At 44.5% G+C, this 19,975-nt stretch carries 25 protein-coding genes; 15 read left to right on the top strand and 10 right to left on the bottom strand.

The genetic code is table 11. From position 1 onward, the window contains the following. Positions 1–33 precede the first annotated feature (33 nt). Positions 34–270, bottom strand: a complete 237-nt coding sequence (locus tag IX91_RS23105; RefSeq protein WP_004746301.1) for a DUF2798 domain-containing protein — start codon at positions 268–270, stop codon at positions 34–36. Positions 271–353: 83 nt separating this feature from the next. Between IX91_RS23105 and IX91_RS23100 the strand changes: the two genes are divergently transcribed. Continuing rightward, positions 354–1,259 (top strand): LysR family transcriptional regulator, encoded by a 906-nt coding sequence (locus IX91_RS23100; protein ID WP_038197474.1) that lies wholly within the window; start codon positions 354–356, stop codon positions 1,257–1,259. A 38-nt stretch (positions 1,260–1,297) separates the two neighbouring features. Further along, complete coding sequence (locus IX91_RS23095) at positions 1,298–2,029, top strand: glucose 1-dehydrogenase (RefSeq protein ID WP_004746298.1); 732 nt, start codon at positions 1,298–1,300, stop codon at positions 2,027–2,029. 78 nt (positions 2,030–2,107) lie between these two features. On the opposite strand, the gene IX91_RS23090 is transcribed toward IX91_RS23095, so the two are convergent. The 3 genes from IX91_RS23090 to ulaR all read right to left on the bottom strand — a co-directional run bounded on the left by IX91_RS23090 (position 2,108) and on the right by ulaR (position 5,446). Next, on the bottom strand, positions 2,108–3,355 hold the full coding sequence (locus IX91_RS23090; RefSeq protein ID WP_004746297.1) for a leucine-rich repeat-containing protein kinase family protein: 1,248 nt from the start codon (positions 3,353–3,355) through the stop codon (positions 2,108–2,110). Positions 3,356–3,507: 152 nt separating this feature from the next. Continuing rightward, positions 3,508–4,575 carry an L-ascorbate 6-phosphate lactonase gene (gene ulaG / locus IX91_RS23085; RefSeq protein WP_004746296.1) on the bottom strand — a complete coding sequence of 356 codons (1,068 nt, stop codon included), beginning with the start codon at positions 4,573–4,575 and terminating at the stop codon, positions 3,508–3,510. 115 nt (positions 4,576–4,690) lie between these two features. After that, positions 4,691–5,446, bottom strand: coding sequence for an HTH-type transcriptional regulator UlaR (ulaR, locus tag IX91_RS23080; protein ID WP_004746295.1), 756 nt, complete (start codon positions 5,444–5,446; stop codon positions 4,691–4,693). A gap of 364 nt (positions 5,447–5,810) precedes the next feature. Here ulaR and IX91_RS23075 point away from each other — a divergent pair, with 364 nt between their 5' ends. The 7 genes from IX91_RS23075 (at position 5,811) to IX91_RS23045 (ending at position 11,829) form a co-directional block, all read left to right on the top strand. After that, positions 5,811–7,571, top strand: coding sequence for a PTS ascorbate-specific subunit IIBC (locus IX91_RS23075; protein ID WP_004746294.1), 1,761 nt, complete (start codon positions 5,811–5,813; stop codon positions 7,569–7,571). Between the two features lie 71 nt (positions 7,572–7,642). Then, positions 7,643–8,119 (top strand): PTS sugar transporter subunit IIA, encoded by a 477-nt coding sequence (locus IX91_RS23070; protein ID WP_004746293.1) that lies wholly within the window; start codon positions 7,643–7,645, stop codon positions 8,117–8,119. Between the two features lie 9 nt (positions 8,120–8,128). Beyond that, a complete protein-coding gene (locus IX91_RS23065; RefSeq protein WP_004746292.1) occupies positions 8,129–8,821 on the top strand; it encodes an L-ribulose-5-phosphate 4-epimerase in 693 nt (230 codons plus the stop codon). Between the two features lie 21 nt (positions 8,822–8,842). Continuing rightward, positions 8,843–9,664 (top strand): pyridoxal phosphatase, encoded by an 822-nt coding sequence (locus IX91_RS23060; RefSeq protein WP_004746291.1) that lies wholly within the window; start codon positions 8,843–8,845, stop codon positions 9,662–9,664. Between the two features lie 5 nt (positions 9,665–9,669). Further along, the gene (locus IX91_RS23055) at positions 9,670–10,317 is read left to right on the top strand and encodes a 3-keto-L-gulonate-6-phosphate decarboxylase UlaD (protein ID WP_004749371.1); all 648 of its coding nucleotides are present in this window, start codon (positions 9,670–9,672) and stop codon (positions 10,315–10,317) included. 9 nt (positions 10,318–10,326) lie between these two features. Beyond that, positions 10,327–11,208: an L-ribulose-5-phosphate 3-epimerase gene (locus IX91_RS23050; RefSeq protein ID WP_004746290.1), complete on the top strand. Its 882-nt coding sequence runs from the start codon at positions 10,327–10,329 to the stop codon at positions 11,206–11,208. Between the two features lie 198 nt (positions 11,209–11,406). Further along, the gene (locus IX91_RS23045) at positions 11,407–11,829 is read left to right on the top strand and encodes a hypothetical protein (protein WP_004746289.1); all 423 of its coding nucleotides are present in this window, start codon (positions 11,407–11,409) and stop codon (positions 11,827–11,829) included. Between the two features lie 48 nt (positions 11,830–11,877). On the opposite strand, the gene IX91_RS23040 is transcribed toward IX91_RS23045, so the two are convergent. Beyond that, on the bottom strand, positions 11,878–12,255 hold the full coding sequence (locus tag IX91_RS23040; RefSeq protein WP_004746288.1) for a hypothetical protein: 378 nt from the start codon (positions 12,253–12,255) through the stop codon (positions 11,878–11,880). Between the two features lie 9 nt (positions 12,256–12,264). Beyond that, the gene (locus tag IX91_RS23035) at positions 12,265–12,570 is read right to left on the bottom strand and encodes a monooxygenase (RefSeq protein ID WP_004746287.1); all 306 of its coding nucleotides are present in this window, start codon (positions 12,568–12,570) and stop codon (positions 12,265–12,267) included. Between the two features lie 131 nt (positions 12,571–12,701). Here IX91_RS23035 and IX91_RS23030 point away from each other — a divergent pair, with 131 nt between their 5' ends. The 3 genes from IX91_RS23030 to IX91_RS23020 all read left to right on the top strand — a co-directional run bounded on the left by IX91_RS23030 (position 12,702) and on the right by IX91_RS23020 (position 14,863). After that, positions 12,702–13,595: a LysR family transcriptional regulator gene (locus IX91_RS23030; RefSeq protein ID WP_038197482.1), complete on the top strand. Its 894-nt coding sequence runs from the start codon at positions 12,702–12,704 to the stop codon at positions 13,593–13,595. 175 nt (positions 13,596–13,770) lie between these two features. Further along, positions 13,771–14,331, top strand: coding sequence for a sugar O-acetyltransferase (locus tag IX91_RS23025; RefSeq protein WP_004747406.1), 561 nt, complete (start codon positions 13,771–13,773; stop codon positions 14,329–14,331). Between the two features lie 112 nt (positions 14,332–14,443). Further along, positions 14,444–14,863 (top strand): VOC family protein, encoded by a 420-nt coding sequence (locus tag IX91_RS23020; protein WP_004747404.1) that lies wholly within the window; start codon positions 14,444–14,446, stop codon positions 14,861–14,863. Positions 14,864–14,914: 51 nt separating this feature from the next. Here the strand turns inward: IX91_RS23020 and cysS are convergent, their stop codons facing one another. After that, on the bottom strand, positions 14,915–16,285 hold the full coding sequence (gene cysS, locus IX91_RS23015; RefSeq protein WP_004747403.1) for a cysteine--tRNA ligase: 1,371 nt from the start codon (positions 16,283–16,285) through the stop codon (positions 14,915–14,917). A gap of 289 nt (positions 16,286–16,574) precedes the next feature. On the opposite strand from cysS, the gene IX91_RS23010 reads away from it, so the two are divergent. Then, on the top strand, positions 16,575–16,847 hold the full coding sequence (locus tag IX91_RS23010; protein WP_004749376.1) for a DUF134 domain-containing protein: 273 nt from the start codon (positions 16,575–16,577) through the stop codon (positions 16,845–16,847). Positions 16,848–16,854: 7 nt separating this feature from the next. Here IX91_RS23010 and nqrM read toward each other — a convergent pair whose 3' ends face one another. From nqrM to IX91_RS22995, 3 genes are all read right to left on the bottom strand, one after another. Beyond that, on the bottom strand, positions 16,855–17,049 hold the full coding sequence (nqrM, locus tag IX91_RS23005; protein ID WP_004747401.1) for a (Na+)-NQR maturation NqrM: 195 nt from the start codon (positions 17,047–17,049) through the stop codon (positions 16,855–16,857). Beyond that, entirely contained in the window at positions 17,046–17,471 is a 426-nt protein-coding gene (locus IX91_RS23000; RefSeq protein ID WP_004747399.1) for a NifB/NifX family molybdenum-iron cluster-binding protein, read from the bottom strand. Before IX91_RS23000 ends, nqrM begins: the two co-directional genes overlap by 4 nt. Before the next feature lie 229 nt (positions 17,472–17,700). After that, positions 17,701–18,192, bottom strand: coding sequence for a MarR family winged helix-turn-helix transcriptional regulator (locus IX91_RS22995; protein WP_038197476.1), 492 nt, complete (start codon positions 18,190–18,192; stop codon positions 17,701–17,703). 123 nt (positions 18,193–18,315) lie between these two features. Here IX91_RS22995 and IX91_RS22990 point away from each other — a divergent pair, with 123 nt between their 5' ends. Both IX91_RS22990 and IX91_RS22985 read left to right on the top strand, forming a co-directional pair. After that, positions 18,316–19,230: an EamA family transporter gene (locus tag IX91_RS22990; RefSeq protein ID WP_004749378.1), complete on the top strand. Its 915-nt coding sequence runs from the start codon at positions 18,316–18,318 to the stop codon at positions 19,228–19,230. Position 19,231: 1 nt separating this feature from the next. Further along, positions 19,232–19,825: an NADPH-dependent FMN reductase gene (locus IX91_RS22985; protein ID WP_004747397.1), complete on the top strand. Its 594-nt coding sequence runs from the start codon at positions 19,232–19,234 to the stop codon at positions 19,823–19,825. Positions 19,826–19,975 lie beyond the last annotated feature (150 nt).

Genomic DNA, 19,975 nt, shown 5'->3' with positions numbered 1-19,975 from the left:
GACATGAGGTCCCCTTTTGTTTTTTTAAACGCTCTAAGCCTGCGAGACAGCGTTTGCGCCAGCTAACCAGTTAGACAACTTTCTAATTTGCGGTAAGACAGTCAAGTTAAGTGTTAGCGCTGCTGGCCATGCCAGAAGAAAGCTATCTAGCCAAATTGCTGGCCACTCGTTACTAAAACCCAGTTTATAGCCAGAAATTAATCCCGACATAATGATGGCCATGGTCAAAGACGAAAGCAGGGCGGAAATCCAAAAATGTTTGCGGCTCATAAATTCTCCTCTTCTTGTTGTTGTTCTGATGTATTTAAGGATATAACTATCCAATAGTGAAAAAAATAAGCAGGTATAGAAGTATGAATTCCATATTTGGAAACATGGATGATCTCTATTTGTTTTGTAGTGTGGTGGAAGAAGGCTCTTTGCTGTCGGCTTCTAAAAAGCTTCAGCTTCCTGTTTCGACCATGTCACGCCGCTTATCTGCGCTTGAACAGCGCCTCAATACGCGATTATTGGAAAAGAAGGGCAGAGAGCTAGTTGCAACACAAAGTGGCTCAGAAGCCTTTGAGTTGCTTAGAAGTGGCATGGAATCGGTCGAGTCTGGCTTCGGACAAATGCTATCTGATACACAGGAAGTGTCAGGCAAGATAAAGCTTGCTATTCCACACAACTTTTATCGAGCCTTTGTGGGGGAGGTGGTCGAGCAGTTTTTGGTTGACTATCCCAAAGTATCGCTCGACTTGGTGCTTAGCCAAGAGCAAGCAGTACCGCAGACTGACCGAGATTTGTTGATCACCTTCGACTTGGCTGAGATGAATGACATGATCGCCAGACCTTTATTTAAAGCTCGCCATGCTTTTTTTGCCAGTCCTGAATACTTAACCAAAGTAGGGGAGGTTAACGATCTTGCCTCTTTGAGTCAGCTTGACTGGGTCAGCGTTGATCATGCTCTAGACATTTCCGTGTATGAGCAAGAGCATCTGGTTGATGTGATGAGCGTGAAGCCTAAGCTGATCGTGAATGATATTTTGGCGGTATGTGGCGCTGTAGAGAAAGGTTTAGGTGTGGCGTCGTTGCCTTTCAGACATGTGCATAAAGGGATGAACTTAGTTAGGGTGTTGCCCCAGTATCAACGCAGTGTTAGACAAGCCTACTTGGTGTATAAGCAAAGGCGCTATCAACCTAAGGCGCTGAGTTTGTTGGTAGAGCGCTTAATGGCTGGCGTAGAGAAGATGCAAGAGCCAACGGATTTTACACTGTAAAGTCACCTCAATTGGAATTGAAGAGTAAAGGAAATCAAATGGATAAAGTGGTTATTGTAACGGGAGCGGGTAGGGGAATTGGCGCTGAAACCGCAAAACTTCTTGCAAGCCAAGGCTATACCGTCGCGGTCAATTATCTTAAAAACCACCAGCGTGCTGATGAAGTGGTTGAGCAGATTGTTTCTACAGGTGGAGAGGCATTCGCGATTCAGGCTGATGTTTCAGACCAAGAGCAAGTTGAAGCTATGTTTGCCCAAGTTACCCAGCGCTATGGCACAATCACTCATTTGGTGAACAATGCAGGAATTCTGTTTACTCAATCAACCTTGAGCGAGATTGACCTAGAACGATTCAAGAAGGTAATGGATGCCAATGTCATAAGCTGCTTTTTGTGCTGTAAGGCGTTTATCAATCAGCTTGATAGTAATGGCTCTATCGTTAACGTCTCTTCCGCTGCATCAAGAACAGGAGCGCCATTTGAATATGTAGACTACGCGGCCTCTAAAGGTGCGATGGACTCGTTAACCAAAGGACTGTCACTTGAGCTTGCGTCACGTAATATTCGTGTTAATGGAGTCAGGCCAGGCTGTATTTACACTGAGATGCACGCCGATGGGGGTGAGCCAGGACGAGTAGATAGGCTTGGACCACAACTTCCACTAGGCCGCGGAGGAACGGCATTGGAAGTGGCGAACTCTATTGCTTGGCTACTGTCTGACGAGGCGTCGTTCGTCACCGGCTCTTTTATTGATATAGCGGGTGGGCGGTAGTTCTCTCAGTGAAAACGACCATCACGCACTGATGGTCGTTTCGCTATCAAATCAAAAGTAGCGCTACACCTGATAAGATTAGCCAGTAATAAGGGCTAAATTTTTCAAGCTTTTGTAGGCCGCAGTTTGTGCCTCAATCGGCTTACACACCGAAAGTAGATCATCAATAAAGTGCCCCAAAGCGCGAGCTTCAATCTTTCTAATACCGCGTTGTTGGGTTTCGGTTAAGTAGTCGTAGACTGATGCGGCGCCAAAATCGCCAAATATCATCTCACCTTGTTCGTTGACCAACACATTGTGCGCGTAGAGGTCACCATGACATACCTTGTTATCGTGTAGGTGATTAAACACATTCATCATCTGGTCAACAATCTTTTCAATCTGACTGACCGAAAGGGTGAAGTCTTGCTTAAAAACATCTCGTGTACAGGTTTGTAATGTTGGTGGTAGACCAAGATTGAAGTAGCTATCTGGGATCAACTCCATCACCAAGGCAAGGTGATTGTCCTCGTTTACTTGAGCGATAGATTTCACAAGGTTGTTGTGGTGACCTGTTTGCAGGCAAGCTTGCAACTCATCGCAAGGGTAGCCATCACTGGTTACATCCCCCTTAAACACTTTTACCGCAACATTGGCTGGGAAGTCGAAATCGGCGTCGAGCCAATCCGCGTGAGAGATCACCCCAGAAGCCCCTTGCCCTAAAACCTGATTAAGCTTGTAAGCGCTTGAAGCAACTTGTGGAACACTCTCTTCAAGACTGGTTCTTTCACAGAAAGGGTTGCCTGCAAAAGCCATCCACGCCAGTTTAGGAAGCTCAAGTAGTACGCTCGGGAAGCGCTCAAGTTGATTTGCAGACAGGCGTACTAACTCCAAGTTGAGCAACTGGTTAAAGCTGTTGGGTAGTGATGTCAGTTTGTTACCCGCCAAGGCTAATTTCTGCAGGCGCGGGCGGTGGCCCAAAGATTCTGGCAACTTAGCGATTTGGTTATCGGTCAAAATTAACCAACGTAGTTGCTCTGGCAATGACTCTTCGGCGACACGAACAATTTGGTTACTTTTAAAACCGACCATCTCAAGCTTGTCACAGCGACCTAAAACCAGTGGCAGGTGAGTGAAGCGATTGTTGGAAGCAAATACTATCTTGAGTTGCTTTAATTCAGTGAGCCATTCCGGCAGTTCACTTAAAAGGTTGTTTGAAACATCGAGAATTTCCAACGTATCAGCTAAGGCTAAGATCTCTTGTGGTAACTCGGTTAATTGTTCAGAAAGTTGAAGACGCTGAATGCCTGTAAGCGCTCCGCTTTTAAGTTGTTCTACTGTGTGCAAACTGACTGCCTATCGTTGCTCGTGAATGGGAAAAGAGCGCGTATTCTACGCAGGTTGAATACAAAAGGCGAGGTGAGTGTTAGGTGGGTATTAGGTTCGGTTATCGAAAAAGCCGAGTGGATAAACACTCGGCTTGGCTGGTATGGATAATGTTATAGGAACGCCTTGTAAGGCAGTTCTGGTTCATTTTTAAAGATATCTTTGAAACCACGGAAGTGTTGATAATGCATGCGCCCTTTGTCTGTTGGGTAAGTGTACTTACCACCAACCTGCCAGAAGAACGGAGCAAAGCTGTACTGGAGACGATCTTTTTTCATGTTCCATAGTACTTCAATTTCTCGAGGGTCATTCTGGAAGTTGGCCCAGATGTCGTGGTGGAATGGCATTACGACCTCACAGTCTAGTGACTCAGCCGCTCTGAGAATATCCGATGAAGTCATTTTATCAGTGACACCGCGAGGGTTCTCACCATAAGAAAGTAATGCAACATCAATTTGGTACTCGTTACCATGTGATGCGTAGTAGTTCGAGTAGTGTGAGTCACCAGAGTGATAAACGGAACCACCCGTTGTTTCGATTAAGTAGTTGACGGCACGTTTGTCCATTCCATCCAAGATCTCTTTATCGTACGACGATGTGCCTTCTGGAAGTGTTACTAGTGCAGTGCGGTCAAATGAGTCGAGAACGCGGATCTTCATGTCACCCACTTCTAATACATCACCAACTTTTGCTACCACACAACGCTCCTCAGGAACTCCCCAGCCCATCCATAGATCGACACAAGCTTGTGGGCCGATAAATTTAACGTGCTCAGAGCAGTTTTGTAGGACCGCTGCGGCAACGTTGACATCAATATGATCAGCGTGATCATGAGAGGCGAGTACAGCATCGATCTCTTTGATCGCAAATGGGTCAAGTGGGAAAATCGCCGTACGCAAGTTTGGTTGAAGTGCTTCAACACCGCCCATACGCATCATCTGATGCTGGTTTTTCATGAACGCATTCTTTTGCGTCTTCTTACCTGTACCACACCAGAAGTCGATCGAAATATTGGTATTGCCTTCGCTCTTAAGCCAGATCCCTGTACACCCTAGCCACCACATAGAGAATGTATTTGGTTCTACTACAGTATTTTCGATCTCTTCGTTTAGCCATGTACCCCACTCAGGAAAAGTGCTTAAGATCCAAGATTCACGGGTTATTTCATTCACTTTGCTCATAACAGTACCTTTAATTTCACGAAATTTGATTTATTTAGGATGTAGGGAGCCAAGCGTCTTAATATGAGATTAAGACACTGAGCAATTTATGGTGTTATTTATCTATTGGGTGGTGTTAAACCAGAATGACTTGTGTTCCTTGAGCTTCAATAGCTTTGACAACGTCAGGGTTGGCATCTTTGCCGGTTATAACGATATCAATTTTGCTCGCGGGGCAGAAAACCATCCCTGTTCTTTGACCCACTTTCGAACTATCCACTACCACGACTAACTTATCGATTTGCTCAAGCATTTGCTGCTCTGCTACAGCGGTAAGCATGTCTGCTTTATAAAGCCCTGTTTCCGTTAAGCCTTTGCCTGAGGTAAACATCCAGTTACCCGCGTACCCACCCAACGAATCAGGAGCAGGGTTAAGAAAAATGTTTTGCGCTTTATTGTATTGGCCACCAATAATGATCACATCGTCATGATCCTCATTGATTAGATAGCTCGCCAATGGAAAGTAGTTGGTGACAATCTGTACATCTTGGCCACACAGCTTTTGGCCCAGTAAAAATGCGGTTGAACCACAGTTGATGACCACGCTATCGCCCGAGTCGCACAACTCAGCGGCACGTAAGGCTATAAGAGACTTCTCTTCATAGTGCTCAGTACTGTTGATGTTTAGTGGTGACCACTTTTTCTTTTGGCTCTCAATACGCTCAGCACCGTTACGAACTTTACGTAATTTGCCCAACTCATCGAGCTTTGAAATGTCACGACGAGCTGTCGCAGGAGAAACATTAAAGCTGTTGATGATATGCGAGACGTTGATCGTCCGATTTTCTTCTAATAACGACAAGATACCGTCGTGTCTTTGTACTTCGTTCATTCTTATCACCTTTTCAAGTGTTGTGATTACTTGGTGATTGCTTGTGATTTGTTTTGATTCTAATAATCATCGGTTTGATTGTCAAATAACCATGAAACAAAAATATGCCATAAATCACAAATAATTATAAGTTGCTGATTTTTATGTGTTTAATGATTTTTGGTGTGATCGGTGACCCAAAAACAGCCATTGAACGAGGGCAAAATTGATAAAAATCAAAATAATCACAAATGAGCATTGAATGATTACTTTTGATTGTTAAAGTTTAATTCGTGAGCAAAAGAGAGCGTATTTCACACATTAAGTTGAAAACGTTCTGTCCTACGAACCAAATAAAATTACAAATACTATTAGGGGTAAAGATATGGAGTTCTTATACGACATCTTCTATATATTTTACAGCCAAGTAATGACCAAAGCCCCCTTGCTGCTTGGTCTCGTTACTTTTATTGGCTATTGGCTGCTGAGACGCGATCCTACGACGATAATCAAAGGCTCAATCAAAACGATTGTTGGCTTTATGCTAGTCCAAGTTGGTGCGGGCACATTGGTTAAGGGGTTTAAACCCGTCATTGAAAAGTTGTCGGAATATCATGGATTGACGGGATCCGTTATTGACCCATATACAACCATGATGGCGACGATGGAAAACATGGGAGACATGTATTCCTGGGTTGGCTATGCAGTACTGCTAGCGTTAGGCATTAACATTCTCCTCGTCCTTTTCCGCCGCTTCACTGGCATTCGCACCATTATGCTGACTGGGCATATCATGTTCCAACAGGCAGGTTTGGTTGCTGTTTTCTACTTCATCCTTGGCGCTTCAATGTGGGAGACCATCCTATATTCAGCAGTGTTAATGGCGCTGTATTGGGGTATCTCTTCCAATATCATGTTCAAGCCTACTGAGGAAGTAACGGGTGGTGCTGGTTTCTCTATTGGTCACCAACAGCAGGTTGCTTCTTGGATCGCGACTAAGATTGCACCAAAACTTGGCGATAAGAACGATAGTGTAGACCATATCGAACTGCCTAAATGGCTGCATATCTTTCATGACAGTATCGCTGCAACAGCGATCGTTATGACGGTTTTCTTTGGCATTATCTTGCTGTCGTTTGGCCTAGATAACCTACAAACAATGGCGGGTAAAACGCACTGGACAATCTACATCCTAGAAACAGGCTTGAAGTTTGCCGTAGCGATTCAAGTTATCGTTGCTGGTGTTCGTATGTTCGTTGCTGAACTGTCAGAAGCATTTAAGGGTATTTCTGAACGCGTGATTCCAAATGCAGTATTGGCTATCGACTGTGCTGCGATCTACGCGTTTTCTCCTAACGCTATGGTATTTGGCTTCATGTGGGGTGCTATTGGCCAATTCCTTGCTGTTGGCGCGCTGCTGCTTGCTGACTCTCCAATCATGATCATTCCAGGTTTCATTCCAATGTTCTTCTCGAACGCAACAATTGGTGTCTTCGCTAACCACTTTGGTGGCTGGAAAGCGGTTATGAAGATCTGTTTCGTGATGGGCATTATCGAAGTGGTTGGCTCTGCTTGGGCTATTCAGCTGATTAGTAATCATGGTGTGGAGTTCAGTGGTTGGATGGGTATGGCTGACTGGGCTCTAGTGTTCCCACCTATCTTTGCCGGCATCTCAATGTCAAAAGCCTTCTTCTGGGTATTAGTCGCACTTTCACTGGTATACATGTTCTTTGCGTCCAAACAGCTTCGAGCAGAAGAAGATGCGCAAGGTGTTGTTTCTGTTACAGAAGAGCCTGAAGTGATTGAAGCGGTAGAGCAAGCAATCAAAGCGAGCGACGGTGTTCGCCCTGTAAGCATCCTAGCGGTATGTGGAAATGGGCAAGGCTCTTCAATGATGATGAAGATGAAGATTGGTAAATACCTAGAGAAAAAAGGTATCCCTCATGTCATGGACTCATGTGCGGTATCTGACTACAAGTCTAAGCTTGCGTCGACTGACATCATCGTCTCATCGAAACACTTATCTGCTGAAATGGAGCCAGGCGAAGGCAAGTTTGTCTTGGGTGTACAGAACATGCTCAATCCGAACTCTTTTGGTGATGAGTTATTAGAAATCATCGATAAGAACTTCGCTGGAGCAAAGTAACCTCTATACAAAACAACCAATAACAATAACTAAGTGCCAGTTATTGCTGGCACTTCACTGGAGATAGAACAATGGGTTTTAAGCAATCACTGATCGACAACAACTCAATCAAACTACAAGCTTCTGCTTCTAATTGGCGTGAAGCTATCACCATTGGTACAGACATGCTGACCGCATCCGGTGCGATTTTGCCAAGCTACCATGAGGCGATTATCAACAGTGTAGAGAAACTAGGCCCTTACATCTGCATTGCTCCTAACTTGGCACTGCCTCACGCTCGCCCAGAAGATGGCGTAATTCGAACGGCTTTTGCGCTCGTTACTCTAGAAGAGCCTGTGTTCTTTGAAGGGGAGGATGAGCCTGTTGATGTACTGATTACGTTAGCTGGAAGCTCTTCTGATGAGCATATGGAAGGCTTAATGGAAGTGACCACGGTACTTGATGACGAAGATAGTGAAACGGGCGTTGACCTTAACAAGTTGCGCCGCTGCAGAACTAAAACTGATGTGTTTGACGTTATTGATGAAGCGCTAGCGGAAACGGCGTAAGGAGAAACTATGTATAGCGCACTAAAACAACGTGTCTTCGAAGCCAATCTCAAGCTGCCGAAATACGGCTTAGTGACATTCACTTGGGGAAACGTTTCGGAAATAGATCGCGAACTTGGTGTATTGGCAATCAAACCTTCCGGTGTTGAGTACGATGCCATGACCGCAGACGACATGGTTATCGTGGATTTAGAAGGCCAAATTATTGAAGGGAAACTAAATCCTTCGAGTGATACAGCGACGCATATTGAAATCTATAAAGCGTTTCCAGAGGTTGGTGGCGTAGTGCACACTCACTCACGTAGTGCCACTATCTGGGCGCAGGCTGGGATTGATATTCCCGCACTCGGTACGACTCATGCCGACTACTTTTACGGAGATATCCCCTGCACCCGTAAGTTGTCTAACGACGAAATTTCAGGGGCTTATGAGAAAAATACTGGGCTCGTTATCATTGAAGAGTTCAAGCAACGCGGTATTAAGCCTATGGCAGTTCCTAGCGTGATTGTGGCAGGGCATGCGCCATTTTCTTGGGGCAAGAACGCGAATGATGCGGTTCACAATGCCGTAGTACTGGAAGAGATTTCGGCAATGGCGTTGGCAACTCGCTCGCTGAATAGTGGCATTAAAATTCAGCCAGAGCTCTCTGACAAACACTACCTGCGTAAACACGGTGAAAATGCTTACTACGGCCAGCGTTAATCTTTGTTGGAGGAAGAGCCCATGTACAAGGTATTAGCATTAGATTTAGATGGAACAGTGCTAACAGATGAACACACTATCCATCCTGAAGTTAAACGCGCGATTAAAGAAGCCAAGCGGCATTGTAAAGTCGTAGTCGTAACAGGGCGTCACCATACCGCCGCTAGGCCTTATTATTACGATCTTGAACTAGACACTCCAATCATATGTTGTAACGGCACGTACGTTTATGACTATGCCAATGAGAAGGTTCTCAAGCAGAACTCGATTGATAAGGAAGATGCGCAGATATTTATTGAGCTGGCGCGCGAGTTTCAAGTCAAGATGGTTATGTACATTTCTGACGCCATGACTTACTCGAACTACAACCCGATAACCTACATGCAAGCTTTGGAAAGCTGGGCTAAAACTGCACCACAAGCCCACCGCCCGAAGATATACAAGGTTGACTCATTCAGTGAAACAGCAAAACAGACAGAGCATGTATGGAAGTTCGTTGTTGAGGGATGCCCAAGCTCAGTGGAGAGATTGTTGGAACACCCTTGGGTTGAGCGACAGTTCAATGGTGAGCGCTCTTGGTCAAACCGAATTGACTTTGCCGCAAAAGGAAACAGCAAGGGCCTCCGTCTTGCTGAATATGTCTCTGAACTTGGTTACCACGCAAATCATGTGATCGCGGTTGGCGACAATCACAATGATATCTCAATGCTTCAATACGCCAATTTAGGTGTCGCAATGCGCAATGCCGACGACACCGTGAAGTCACACGCCAAACTCGTGTGCTCGACAGATAACAATCAAGATGGCTTGGCCCGTCTAATACGTGAAAAAATTAAAGGATAACGATAATGACAAAACCAATGATTCAAATCGCCCTAGACCAAACTAATTTACCTGCAGCCATTGAAGTGGCGAACAATGTTGAAAGCTTTGTTGATGTGATTGAAGTGGGCACTATCCTCGCATTTGCTGAGGGCATGAATGCGGTTTCGACTCTGCGTGCCAATCACCCTGATCATATTTTAGTGTGCGATATGAAAACGACAGACGGCGGAGCCATTCTAGCCAAAATGGCCTTCGAGGCGGGAGCTGATTGGATTACGGTTTCCGCTGCCGCACATATTGCAACTATAGAAGCGTGCAAGAAAGTCGCGGATCAACACAAGGGCGAAATTCAGATTGAGATCTACGGTAATTGGACAATGGCAGACGCTCAAGCTTGGGTTGATTTAGGTGTCTCACAAGCCATTTATCACCGCTCTCGTGACGCAGAGTTGGCAGGAGTTGGCTGGACCGAACAAGACTTGGAAAAAATGCGTGCCTTGTCTGAACTTGGTCTAGAGTTATCGATCACTGGCGGTATCGTGCCTGAAGATCTTTACCTATTTGAGGGTATCAAGGCCAAAACTTTTATTGCGGGTCGAGCTCTAGCGGGTGAGCAGGGTAAGCAAACCGCTGAAGCACTTCGTGCTCAAATTGACCGCTTCTGGAACTAGGAGTCGTCTATGTATCAAAATCTTCAACGCCACCGAGTCGGTTTGTATGAAAAGGCCCTACCTAACGAGCTAAGTTGGGAAGAAAAGCTTAAAACGACCAAAGAGCTAGGATTCGATTTTTTAGAGATCTCTGTGGATGAATCTGACGAACGTCGCAGCCGCTTAGATTGGGATGATGAAACCATTTATGCTCTGCGTCACCAGTGCGAACGTTATGGGGTTCCTCTTCAATCGATGTGTTTAAGCGCTCATCGCAAATACCCGTTCGGCTCAGCTGATCCTGAAACTCGCGAGCAAGCCTTACTGCATATGGAGAAAGCGATCTCATTGGCATACAAACTAGGCGTGCGTACGATTCAGCTAGCAGGCTATGATGTCTATTATGAGCCAGCCAATCAAGCGACTCACCAGCGGTTTATTCAAGGAATGAAGCAGTCAGCGAAGTTGGCGGAAAGAGCGGGTGTCATGCTTGCTGTCGAGATCATGGATACAGACTACCTAAATTCATTAAGCAAGTTTGAGGTGTTGAGCCGAGAAGTTGATTCACCTTATTTCACGGCTTATCCAGACGTTGGCAACATCTCTGGTTGGAACTACGATATCGTCACTGAGCTGAAGTTGAGTAAACCACACATTACTCAGATCCATCTTAAAGATACATATCGAGTGACTTCAGATTATAAAGGGCAATTCCGCGATTTGGTTATCGGCGAAGGTGAGGTCGATTTCAATTCGATATTCGATACCCTCAAGAAGACAGATTGTGTTGTCCCTCTAGTCATTGAAATGTGGGCTCAGGATGATAACTGGAAGCAGAATATTTTCACTGCTCAGCGTCGACTAAATCAAGCTTGTGATCATGCTGACTTGCCAAAGCTATTTGCGGCTTAGTATTGAAAAAGGTGCCTAGTACAAGGGCACCATGCTCCGGCGCTCAATCAGAGCGCCTTTCATCCCCTTTATGGGATAGTGCAGTGCAAGCCCCCCGTATTGCGCTGCACATTTTCAATCGAATGCATAAGATTTGACTTCAAGTCAGAGTTGGAGCAAAGTTGCGCTGACTTTCCTATCTATAAGCTGCATACAAGAATGAAACTGCTTCACTTACAATTGTTTTGGTACGAAAAACATCACACTCTACTGGAGATGGAAGATCTACCAAGCTTAACTCCTACCCAAGAGCAAGAGCTCAAAGAGTGGGTGAAACAGCGCCGAAAAATTCTAAGCTATGAAGTCCACCAACAGACTTGGGTTAAGGTAAATGTTGATGGCTTTGCCTCACAGATTAGGCTCAACCCAAACGGTACTTTGTCGGAGAAAGATCTCTTCAGTGACAAATCGCTTCAGGGCTTGTGGAAAGTGATGGAAGGCTTCTTGTTTATAAAAGTCATAAGTGGTGAGTTTATTGTTGAGTATCAAATCGTTGGCAGTAACCTAGAAAACATTCACTGCGGAATCGAATACATCAACGGTAAAGTTAGTACTTACAGTAAGTTTATAGTGACGAAATAGGACAACTTTGGGCGTAGCTTTTAGACCATGCCCAAAGTGCCACTGTTTTCAATTCTTTTGGGCACTCAGCTGTCGATAGCTTAACAGGGACAACAGAGCGAAGAAGGCCGGATCGCTCCAACCGAAGCCGACAAAGATCCCTGTAAATCCAGCATAGCCAGTTATTACGACACCGAGAAGATTGGTGACAAGCAGAGCTTTGAGTAGCTGTTGCATTGTCTCTTTGTGCTCTACTGTTCTTAGAAACAGGCTTACTGCAGCTACGCCTCCGAGAAAAATACTAGTGTGTTGTGAGAGGAAGTAAGCGTACTTATCGTTAATCTCAACGCCATACATTGGCCACATCATGGTCGGCAGAAAAAACAGTGCTAGTGCAAACACAGTGTAGATGCTGCCGTGTAAGGTTAAAAACAGTCTGTTCGTCATAGCGGTTCCTTACAGGCCAACTGGCCCACGATTGATTTCAGTCAGTGGCTGATTAATGTCAAAAATAACGCCACGTACTTCTGCTACTCCCATTTGTTTGAGTCTAGCAGCATGCATGTCTAGGTAATTTTGTGCGCTGACCTCATCTTGGAAAAGATAGATACCACCACCTAGCTTTTCAGATTCGCTTTCCGTCCAGATTTTCCAGATCATGCCGGGCTCTTGATTAATTGACTCTGCTAGACCAACTAATGCTTTAGACATCTCTGCGCCCATAGGGCCATGATATTCAAAATCGACTTGTAGTAATTTCATCTTAGTTTCTCCGATTGTTGTCTGTTGTGAACGCGTGTTGCTGTTCGATGGCGATATTGTTGTCTATATAAATTAAACAGAAAAGTTCATAATGTTGTGTATAAATGTCTAAAAAACTGACAGGTCATGTGATGAGGCTGAAAAGTACACTTGAGCAATGGGTTACGCTGAAAGAAGTGGATCGGGCGGGCAGTATTCAAGCCGCGGCTTCGGCTTTAAACAAAAGCCATACAACCTTGATTTACTCGATCAAAAAGCTTGAAGATCAACTGGGCGTTAAGCTGGTGGAGGTTAAGGGAAGACGTGCCACAGTGACTGAGCATGGTCGTTCACTGCTTAGAAGAGCGAGCAGTATGCTTGAACAGGCAAGAGAGCTGGAAGACTTAAGCCAACAAATCTCAGCTGGTGTCGAGTCAGAGATTACAGTCGCGATGGATCATCTTTGCGACCCGAGCCTGCTCTATCAACCGATGGCAGAGTATCTTAGTCAAAACGGTATCACCTCTATTCAAGTAGTAGAGACATCTTTATCTAAAACGGCCGAAATGGTGACCAGCGAGCAAGCTGATATTGCGATTATTACCTTGCCGGTGACCAACTACCCTGCTCAAGCTTTTTCGATAACGAATATGTTGCCTGTTGTCTCAAGTAAGCACCCACTCGCAAGTCAAAGTCAGGTTTGTATGGCGGATTTTGCCACTCATTGCCAAGTTGTCATTCGCGATCTGGGGGCTACTCAGCTTGAGAACAAAGAGCAAAATGTCGGTTGGTTAAAAGCGAATCAGCGGATAACCGTCGACAATTTTGACCATGCATTTCGAGCGGTGGAGCAAGGCGTCGGTTTTTGCCGTTTACCAGAGCACATCATCAAGTTAAGAAACACCGGCCAGCTTAAGGTGCTTAAAGTCGAGCACAATGAAAAGTATCAAGTCCCGCTGCATATTACCCTTCCTAAGGGAGTGAAAACTGGTCCAGCCGCCAAATGCTTCTACGAATTGTTATTATCGAAATCGGCTAAAGGCTAATATTAACCTTTGAAAACATAACAGTGAGTAATTACTTACAACCACCTGTTTACGTCGATATGACGCAAAAAGTGACCTATCACACGCTGTGTTAATTTAGTGATTTAATCTTTTTATAAGCTGACATTGGTATGCGATATTTCGATGGTAAATTTAAGATTGACTGGTAAGTAATATGAGAAGCGAAAAAGAGAAAATGCTCGCTGGCGAGCCGTATGATGCATGGGATAAAGAACTATACAATGACCGAATTTCATGTCGTAAAGTTCTGCAAAAGCTCAACAATAGTATTCCAGATACCGAAGAGTGGCGCAGCGCGATTGATACTCTGATCCCTGATTCTAAAGACGCTTACCTAGAACCTCCATTTCGTTGTGACTACGGTTCGAATATAAAACTCGGCAAAAACTTCTACGCTAATTTCAACTGTGTGGTGTTGGATGTGGCTGAAGTTCATATCGGTGATAACGTCCTCTTTGCTCCTAACGTACAAATCTACACGGCAGGTCACCCTCTCGACGTGAAAGGTCGTGTTGAAGAAGGCGTCGAGTTTGGTACACCGATTACTATTGGCGACAATGTTTGGCTTGGCGGTGGTGTGATCGTCTGCCCTGGTGTCTCCATCGGTGAAAATAGCGTGGTTGGAGCGGGAAGTGTTGTGACCATAGACATTCCAGCTAACGTTGTCGCTGCGGGTAGCCCATGTCGAGTGATTAAACCTACCGAGCAATCCTGAGTATTGATGCCTGAAAACACTCTCCAATAAAATTTAAAATAGTTCTTTACCTCAACCTTGGTTGAGGTTTTAGCATACTTCTTGTTGACTAGGAATTGATAAGGAGAAAGCAATGATTCAACTAGAGCATGTGAATTTAGTGGTTAAGGACATCCCTGAGATGTTGAAGTTTTATCAAGCAGCATTTCCACATTGGTCGGTGCGCGATGAAGGTCAAGGGGAGTGGAGTGGCAAACCGAGAAACTGGCTACATTTCGGCGATGAGTACCAATATATCGCAATGAGTGACCACGGTGAAGGAAACAATCGAGAACTGGCAGGCCATCAGGTAGGACTCGCCCACTTTGCTTATGTCACCAATAACATTGATGCGGTGATCGGCCGATTGGTTGAAGCGGGTTATCCTATCGCTAAGCCGGGCGCTGATGAACCTTACCGTAAAAATGTCTACTTCGTTGATCCCGCAGGATTTGAGATTGAGTTTGTTGAATACCTAACCGACGATCCAAAACTGCGTAATTTATCGAGTTAAAGCGCTAGAGCGCAGAAAGCAATTGAGCCTTTCTGCGCGTTAGTGACGTTATTACAGAGGAGTAAATTCGAACTTGTCGCCTTTATCGGCAACTCGGTATCCAAGTGCTGTGATTTGTTCTCGGATCTTATCGGCATCCGCAAAGCGCTTTTGTTGCTTCAGTAACAGTCTCTCCTCGGCAAGTTTTATGACCTCGTCGGGTACTATAACCTCTTCAATATGGTCAATATTCAGGCCGAATATCTTATCAAAAAACAACACAGTAGCTTTTATATCTTGGCTAGGGTAGGCGCTGTCTAATACATCCCATAACAAAGCGAGAGCCTTTGGCATATTTAGATCTTGATTGATGAGCTGGATAAAACGCAGCTTATATTCCTCTATCAACTGCCCGTTATCTGCTAGCTTAGCCACCTTGTTTCTCAGTCGTTTTAGTGCTGTTTGCGCTCCTTGTAAACTTTCCCAAGTAAAGCTTAGATGACTTCTATAGTGACTCGTTAATGTTAGGTAGCGATAGGCTAAGGGCTCAAATCCACGCTCGAGTAACGCATCTAGGCGCAAAGAAGTGCCAGATTTAGAAATTTTCTCTTTGTTAAGTTGTAGAAAAAAACCGTGAAGCCAATAGTTTGCTTGTATGTGCCCGTTTTTTGCTTGGCACTGCGCGATCTCGTTAGTGTGATGGATAGGAATATGGTCCTCGCCGCCGACATGAATGTCGAATTGTTCTCCTAGGTATTTTTCCGCCATTGCGGAACACTCGATGTGCCAGCCGGGAAATCCAACACCCCAAGGACTTGGCCATTCCATTTGCCTTGCCTGCTCGCCAGAAAGTTTCCACAATGCGAAGTCTGTCGCCAGCTTTTTATTAGCCATGTTGACCCTAATTCCGGCCTCTAAACCTGAAGTATCTAAACGTGCGAGTCGACCATATTCAGTTAATTTACTGGTGTCAAAATAGACTCCATCACGGGTCCGGTAGGTGAAGCCTTTCTCTTCTAGTTCAGTGATGAAGTCTATTTGCTCTTGGATATGCTCTGTTGCTCGGCAGATGGTGGTTGGGGTCAAGATATTGAGCTGCTTTAAGTCCGTTAGGAAAGCTTGCTCAAAATATTTCGCTATTTCCCAGGCAGACCTATTTTGTTTTCTAGCGCCTTTCTCCATTTTGTCTTCACCAGTGTCGGCATCTGAAGTCAGATGGCCAACGTCTGTGATGTTCATAACGTGATTTACTTGATACCCATTGAGTGACAACACGCGTCTTAAGGTATCGACAAAAAGGTAGGTACGTAAGTTACCCGCGTGAGCGTAGTCATATACGGTTGGACCACAAGCATAAAGGCCTACGGTATTGCTATCAATGGACTTAAATGGTCTTTGTTCACGAGACATAGTGTCAAATAACGAAAGAGTCGCTGAGGTCATAGATTGTTCCTTCAAATACAAAAAGGCCGCGGATGAGAACATCAGCGGCCTGTGATTAGGTATAGATTTTTGCTAACTAATAGCTACACGAAAGCCGCCGTATATCGAAGTGATTACAGCAGCAACAAACTGGAGAGGTGTAGCTAAACAAATATGTCATGCTTTTACCCTAAAGAAGAGGTGTGATAAATGCAACCTTTGGATTCACATGGTTTCGAATTGGTTAGGTTGTTACAATTACAGGCTAACCAACTTTGAAGCATCATTGAATTGGTGTTGGAACTTGATCATGGCCCGTCCTAAGAAACATCGTCACATTTGCACTCATGCAGCTCATGCTTTTTACAAACCCAATGGCGTCACTATGGATGAGTTGCAGATTGTTGAGCTGTTGCCGGATGAATTAGAAGCCCTGAAACTTGCTGATCAAGAAGGACTGAATCAGATTGATGCCGCCGTGCAAATGCAGGTGTCGCGCCAAACGTTTGGAAACATCATTAAACGCGCGAGGCAAAAGGTTGCTAGCAGCATCATCCAAGGTCATGCCCTAAAACTTCAATAGGCTTGAGCTACTCAGGTTCTTTGATTTGATAAAGTGTGCGCTTTGTCCCTTCGCATACATCTTTGCAATCGCACTCCCGAGTGATGTTTAGCTTCGATAACCCACCGCAACTGCCTTGAATTGGTCGGCGAGAGAACATCACCCCGATCGCCATTAAGGCTATAAAGCTAACGAAAATAAGTACTGTAAGTAGTAACGTCATCGTCTAATCCTCCGGATTGAACGCCAGTTTGGTTGCGACGGTGCCAAAGCGAGAGTGGCGTTGTTTTTGCCACAAGCTTTTTTCTTTGGTGATATTCGACAGTAATCCAAACTCTCTACTGCAATCAGCTCGGCAAAATTGATGCTGTGCACATCTTGCTTCGCTTTTGTGGCTAACACTTTAACTTTAGATTGAAACAGCCCTTTGAGCATATTTTGGCCAATGTTTCTCACTACAACAATGTCTACTTTGTAACCAGCGATAACGTGTTGCCACTTTTTCTTAGCACTACAACAAGATTCATCCTCAGAGATAGAGAGGTACTGTGTTTGCTGCGTGATGGAATCAATGATGGCGATTTGCTGGCAGCGAGAGAAGTGATTACTTACCACGTTGTTAATACAAGGAATTGCGTAGATCATGCTGGCTCCAAAATTCGTTGAAATTTAGAGCACTATAACGACTTATTATTGGCATATGCCAATAATAAAGTTGGTTTCTTAGTTATCGCATTTCGAGAACAACTAATGTTTACATACAGTTTCGGTAAACAAGAACCGCTTTTCAGTGGGTTCATGTTATTGATTAAATAGAAAATGAATGTCTTCTATGTTTCTGCTGTGAGTTCGTCGGAAATCGATTTTGGGGTAGCTATTGTTTACCTTCAGATAACAGTACTTTGCGTAGTAGATTGGCAAGTTGATCTTGTTCATCTGGGTTTAGAGCGCTAAGCATATTGTTCATATTGTCGACGTGATCGTTCAGGGCGTTATCGACAAGTTCAATGCCTTTATTGGTTAGAATCACCTTACAGCTGCGTCTGTCATGTTCACTGAAAACTCTCTCCACAAGTTCTTGCTTAACCAAATGTTCTATCCGAGTGCTCACTGCCCCAGAAGACAGCATAAGAGTTTTATATAACTCTGTTGGGGTAATGCCATGGGCATCGCTACGGCGCATTGTTGCTAAGATGTCGAACTCAATGCTGCTTAGTCCATGTTGCTTAAACACGCTGTCCATCTTCGACTTCCACAGATTGCTTGTGCGACGCAAGCGGCCAACAACTCCCATCGACGAGCAGTTTAAATCGGGTCTTGCTTGTTTCCATTGAGCCAAAATTAAATCGACACTATCTGATGGCATTTTTATCTCTCATCTAAATATCTTTTTAAAAAGATACTTGATCAAAAGTTAAGTTGCCATTACTTTATAAAAAGTATCTTTTGCAAAAGATACTTTTTGTTGAGGTTATATGGAGAGACTCTAGTGAAGGATTTGCATCAGATTAAAACCATAGTGTTGACGGCATTCGCCCCTATCGTATGGGGAAGTACTTACATAGTGACGACAGAGTTATTGCCAGCGGAAAGCCCTTTGCTCGCTGCAACGATTAGAGCCCTACCGGCAGGTTTGTTGCTCGTATTGTTTGGTAAAACGCTACCCAGCTCGGCGTGGCTTGCTCGACTTGGGGGACTCGGATTTTTGAACATTGGGTTGTTCTTTTATTGCCTATTTTTTGCAGCGACCTACTTACCGGGTGGTATGGCCGCTATGGTGATGTCTATTCAACCTGTTGTCGTGATATTGCTGAGTTGGTGGTTACTCAGTGTAAAGGTGTCTGCAATACAGCTAATCGCCTCAGTAGTGGGCATCTTTGGAATCGCTTTACTGGTCCTAAATAGTACCGCGAAGTTAGATTTAGTCGGTCTCATTGTCGCGAATGTTGGAACATTAAGCATGGCGAGTGGGGTCGTTTTGACTAAAAAATGGGGCAGACCTACAGGCATGTCTGTGCTGAATTTTACGGGTTGGCAGCTCCTGTTTGGTGGATTAATGCTGCTCCCAGTTGCTATATGGTTTGAGGGGGTACCTCATCAACTAACGCTAATGAACGCTCTGGGTTACTTATACCTGAGTGTTTTCGGAGCCGTAGTTGGGTATTTTCTGTGGTTTAGAGGCATTGATCAGCTGCCTACAACGACGGTCTCATTTCTCGGTTTTTTAAGCAGTGTCTCTGCTTGTATCTTGGGTTATATCGTTCTCGACCAGCATTTGTCGGTATTTCAGTTGCTTGGAGCATTACTGGTTTTAGTCTCTATTGTACTTGTAAGCCATCACTCTTCAGGCAAATCGACTCTATCTAATCAAACTCCAACCGTTCGATCACTAGAAGGAAACTAATATGAATCTTACTATCGTATCTGGCAGCCAGCGTGACAATTCGCAGAGCTTAAACGTCGCTCGCTATTTAGAATCATTATCTGAAAAGCACTTTGAAACTATCAATATCTTGGATTTACATCAGCTTAATTTGCCGCTGTGGAATGAAGGTGTTTGGCAGCAATCCGAAGAGTGGCAGCAATGGCCCCCTATTGCAGAAATGTTAAGGCAATCTGATGCAGTGATTCTTATCTCGCCTGAGTGGCATGGAATGGCGACACCTGCAATTAAGAATTTCTTGCTGTTAACGACTGATGAAGAGCTAGCGCACAAGCCTGTATTGCTAGTGAGTGTTTCTGCCAGTGTGAATGGTGTCTATCCGATAAGTGAACTACGTATGACTGGCAGCAAAAACAACCATGCCTGTTTTTTGCCTGATCATCTGATGTTTCGCAATATCGAAACGCTGATGACCCAAGCTCACCAATTACAAGATGATGAGATGCACCAACGTAGTCAGTATACCTTGTCATTGCTTGCCCACTATGCTCAAGCGCTTGCTCCTATTCATCGCGATATGGTGACTATCGGAAAACCTTTCCGGTACGGAATGTAGCTGTTTTACAGTGTAAAAGCTTAAGTTGGGAGGTTGTCTAATAATGGAATCTGTTTATCGCTTGATGCGTTTGACTTGGTCAACTTAGTAAAGATTCTAGAGTCCAATTAAAAAAGGGTATATACATAGTTTTATGTTATTCAATCTGCT

Origin of the sequence: Vibrio tubiashii ATCC 19109 (assembly GCF_000772105.1) — a bacterium.
Taxonomy (GTDB): Bacteria; Pseudomonadota; Gammaproteobacteria; order Enterobacterales; family Vibrionaceae; genus Vibrio; species Vibrio tubiashii.
The sequence above is the reverse complement of the archived record's forward strand: the minus strand, read 5'-3'. Positions and strand labels throughout refer to the sequence as shown.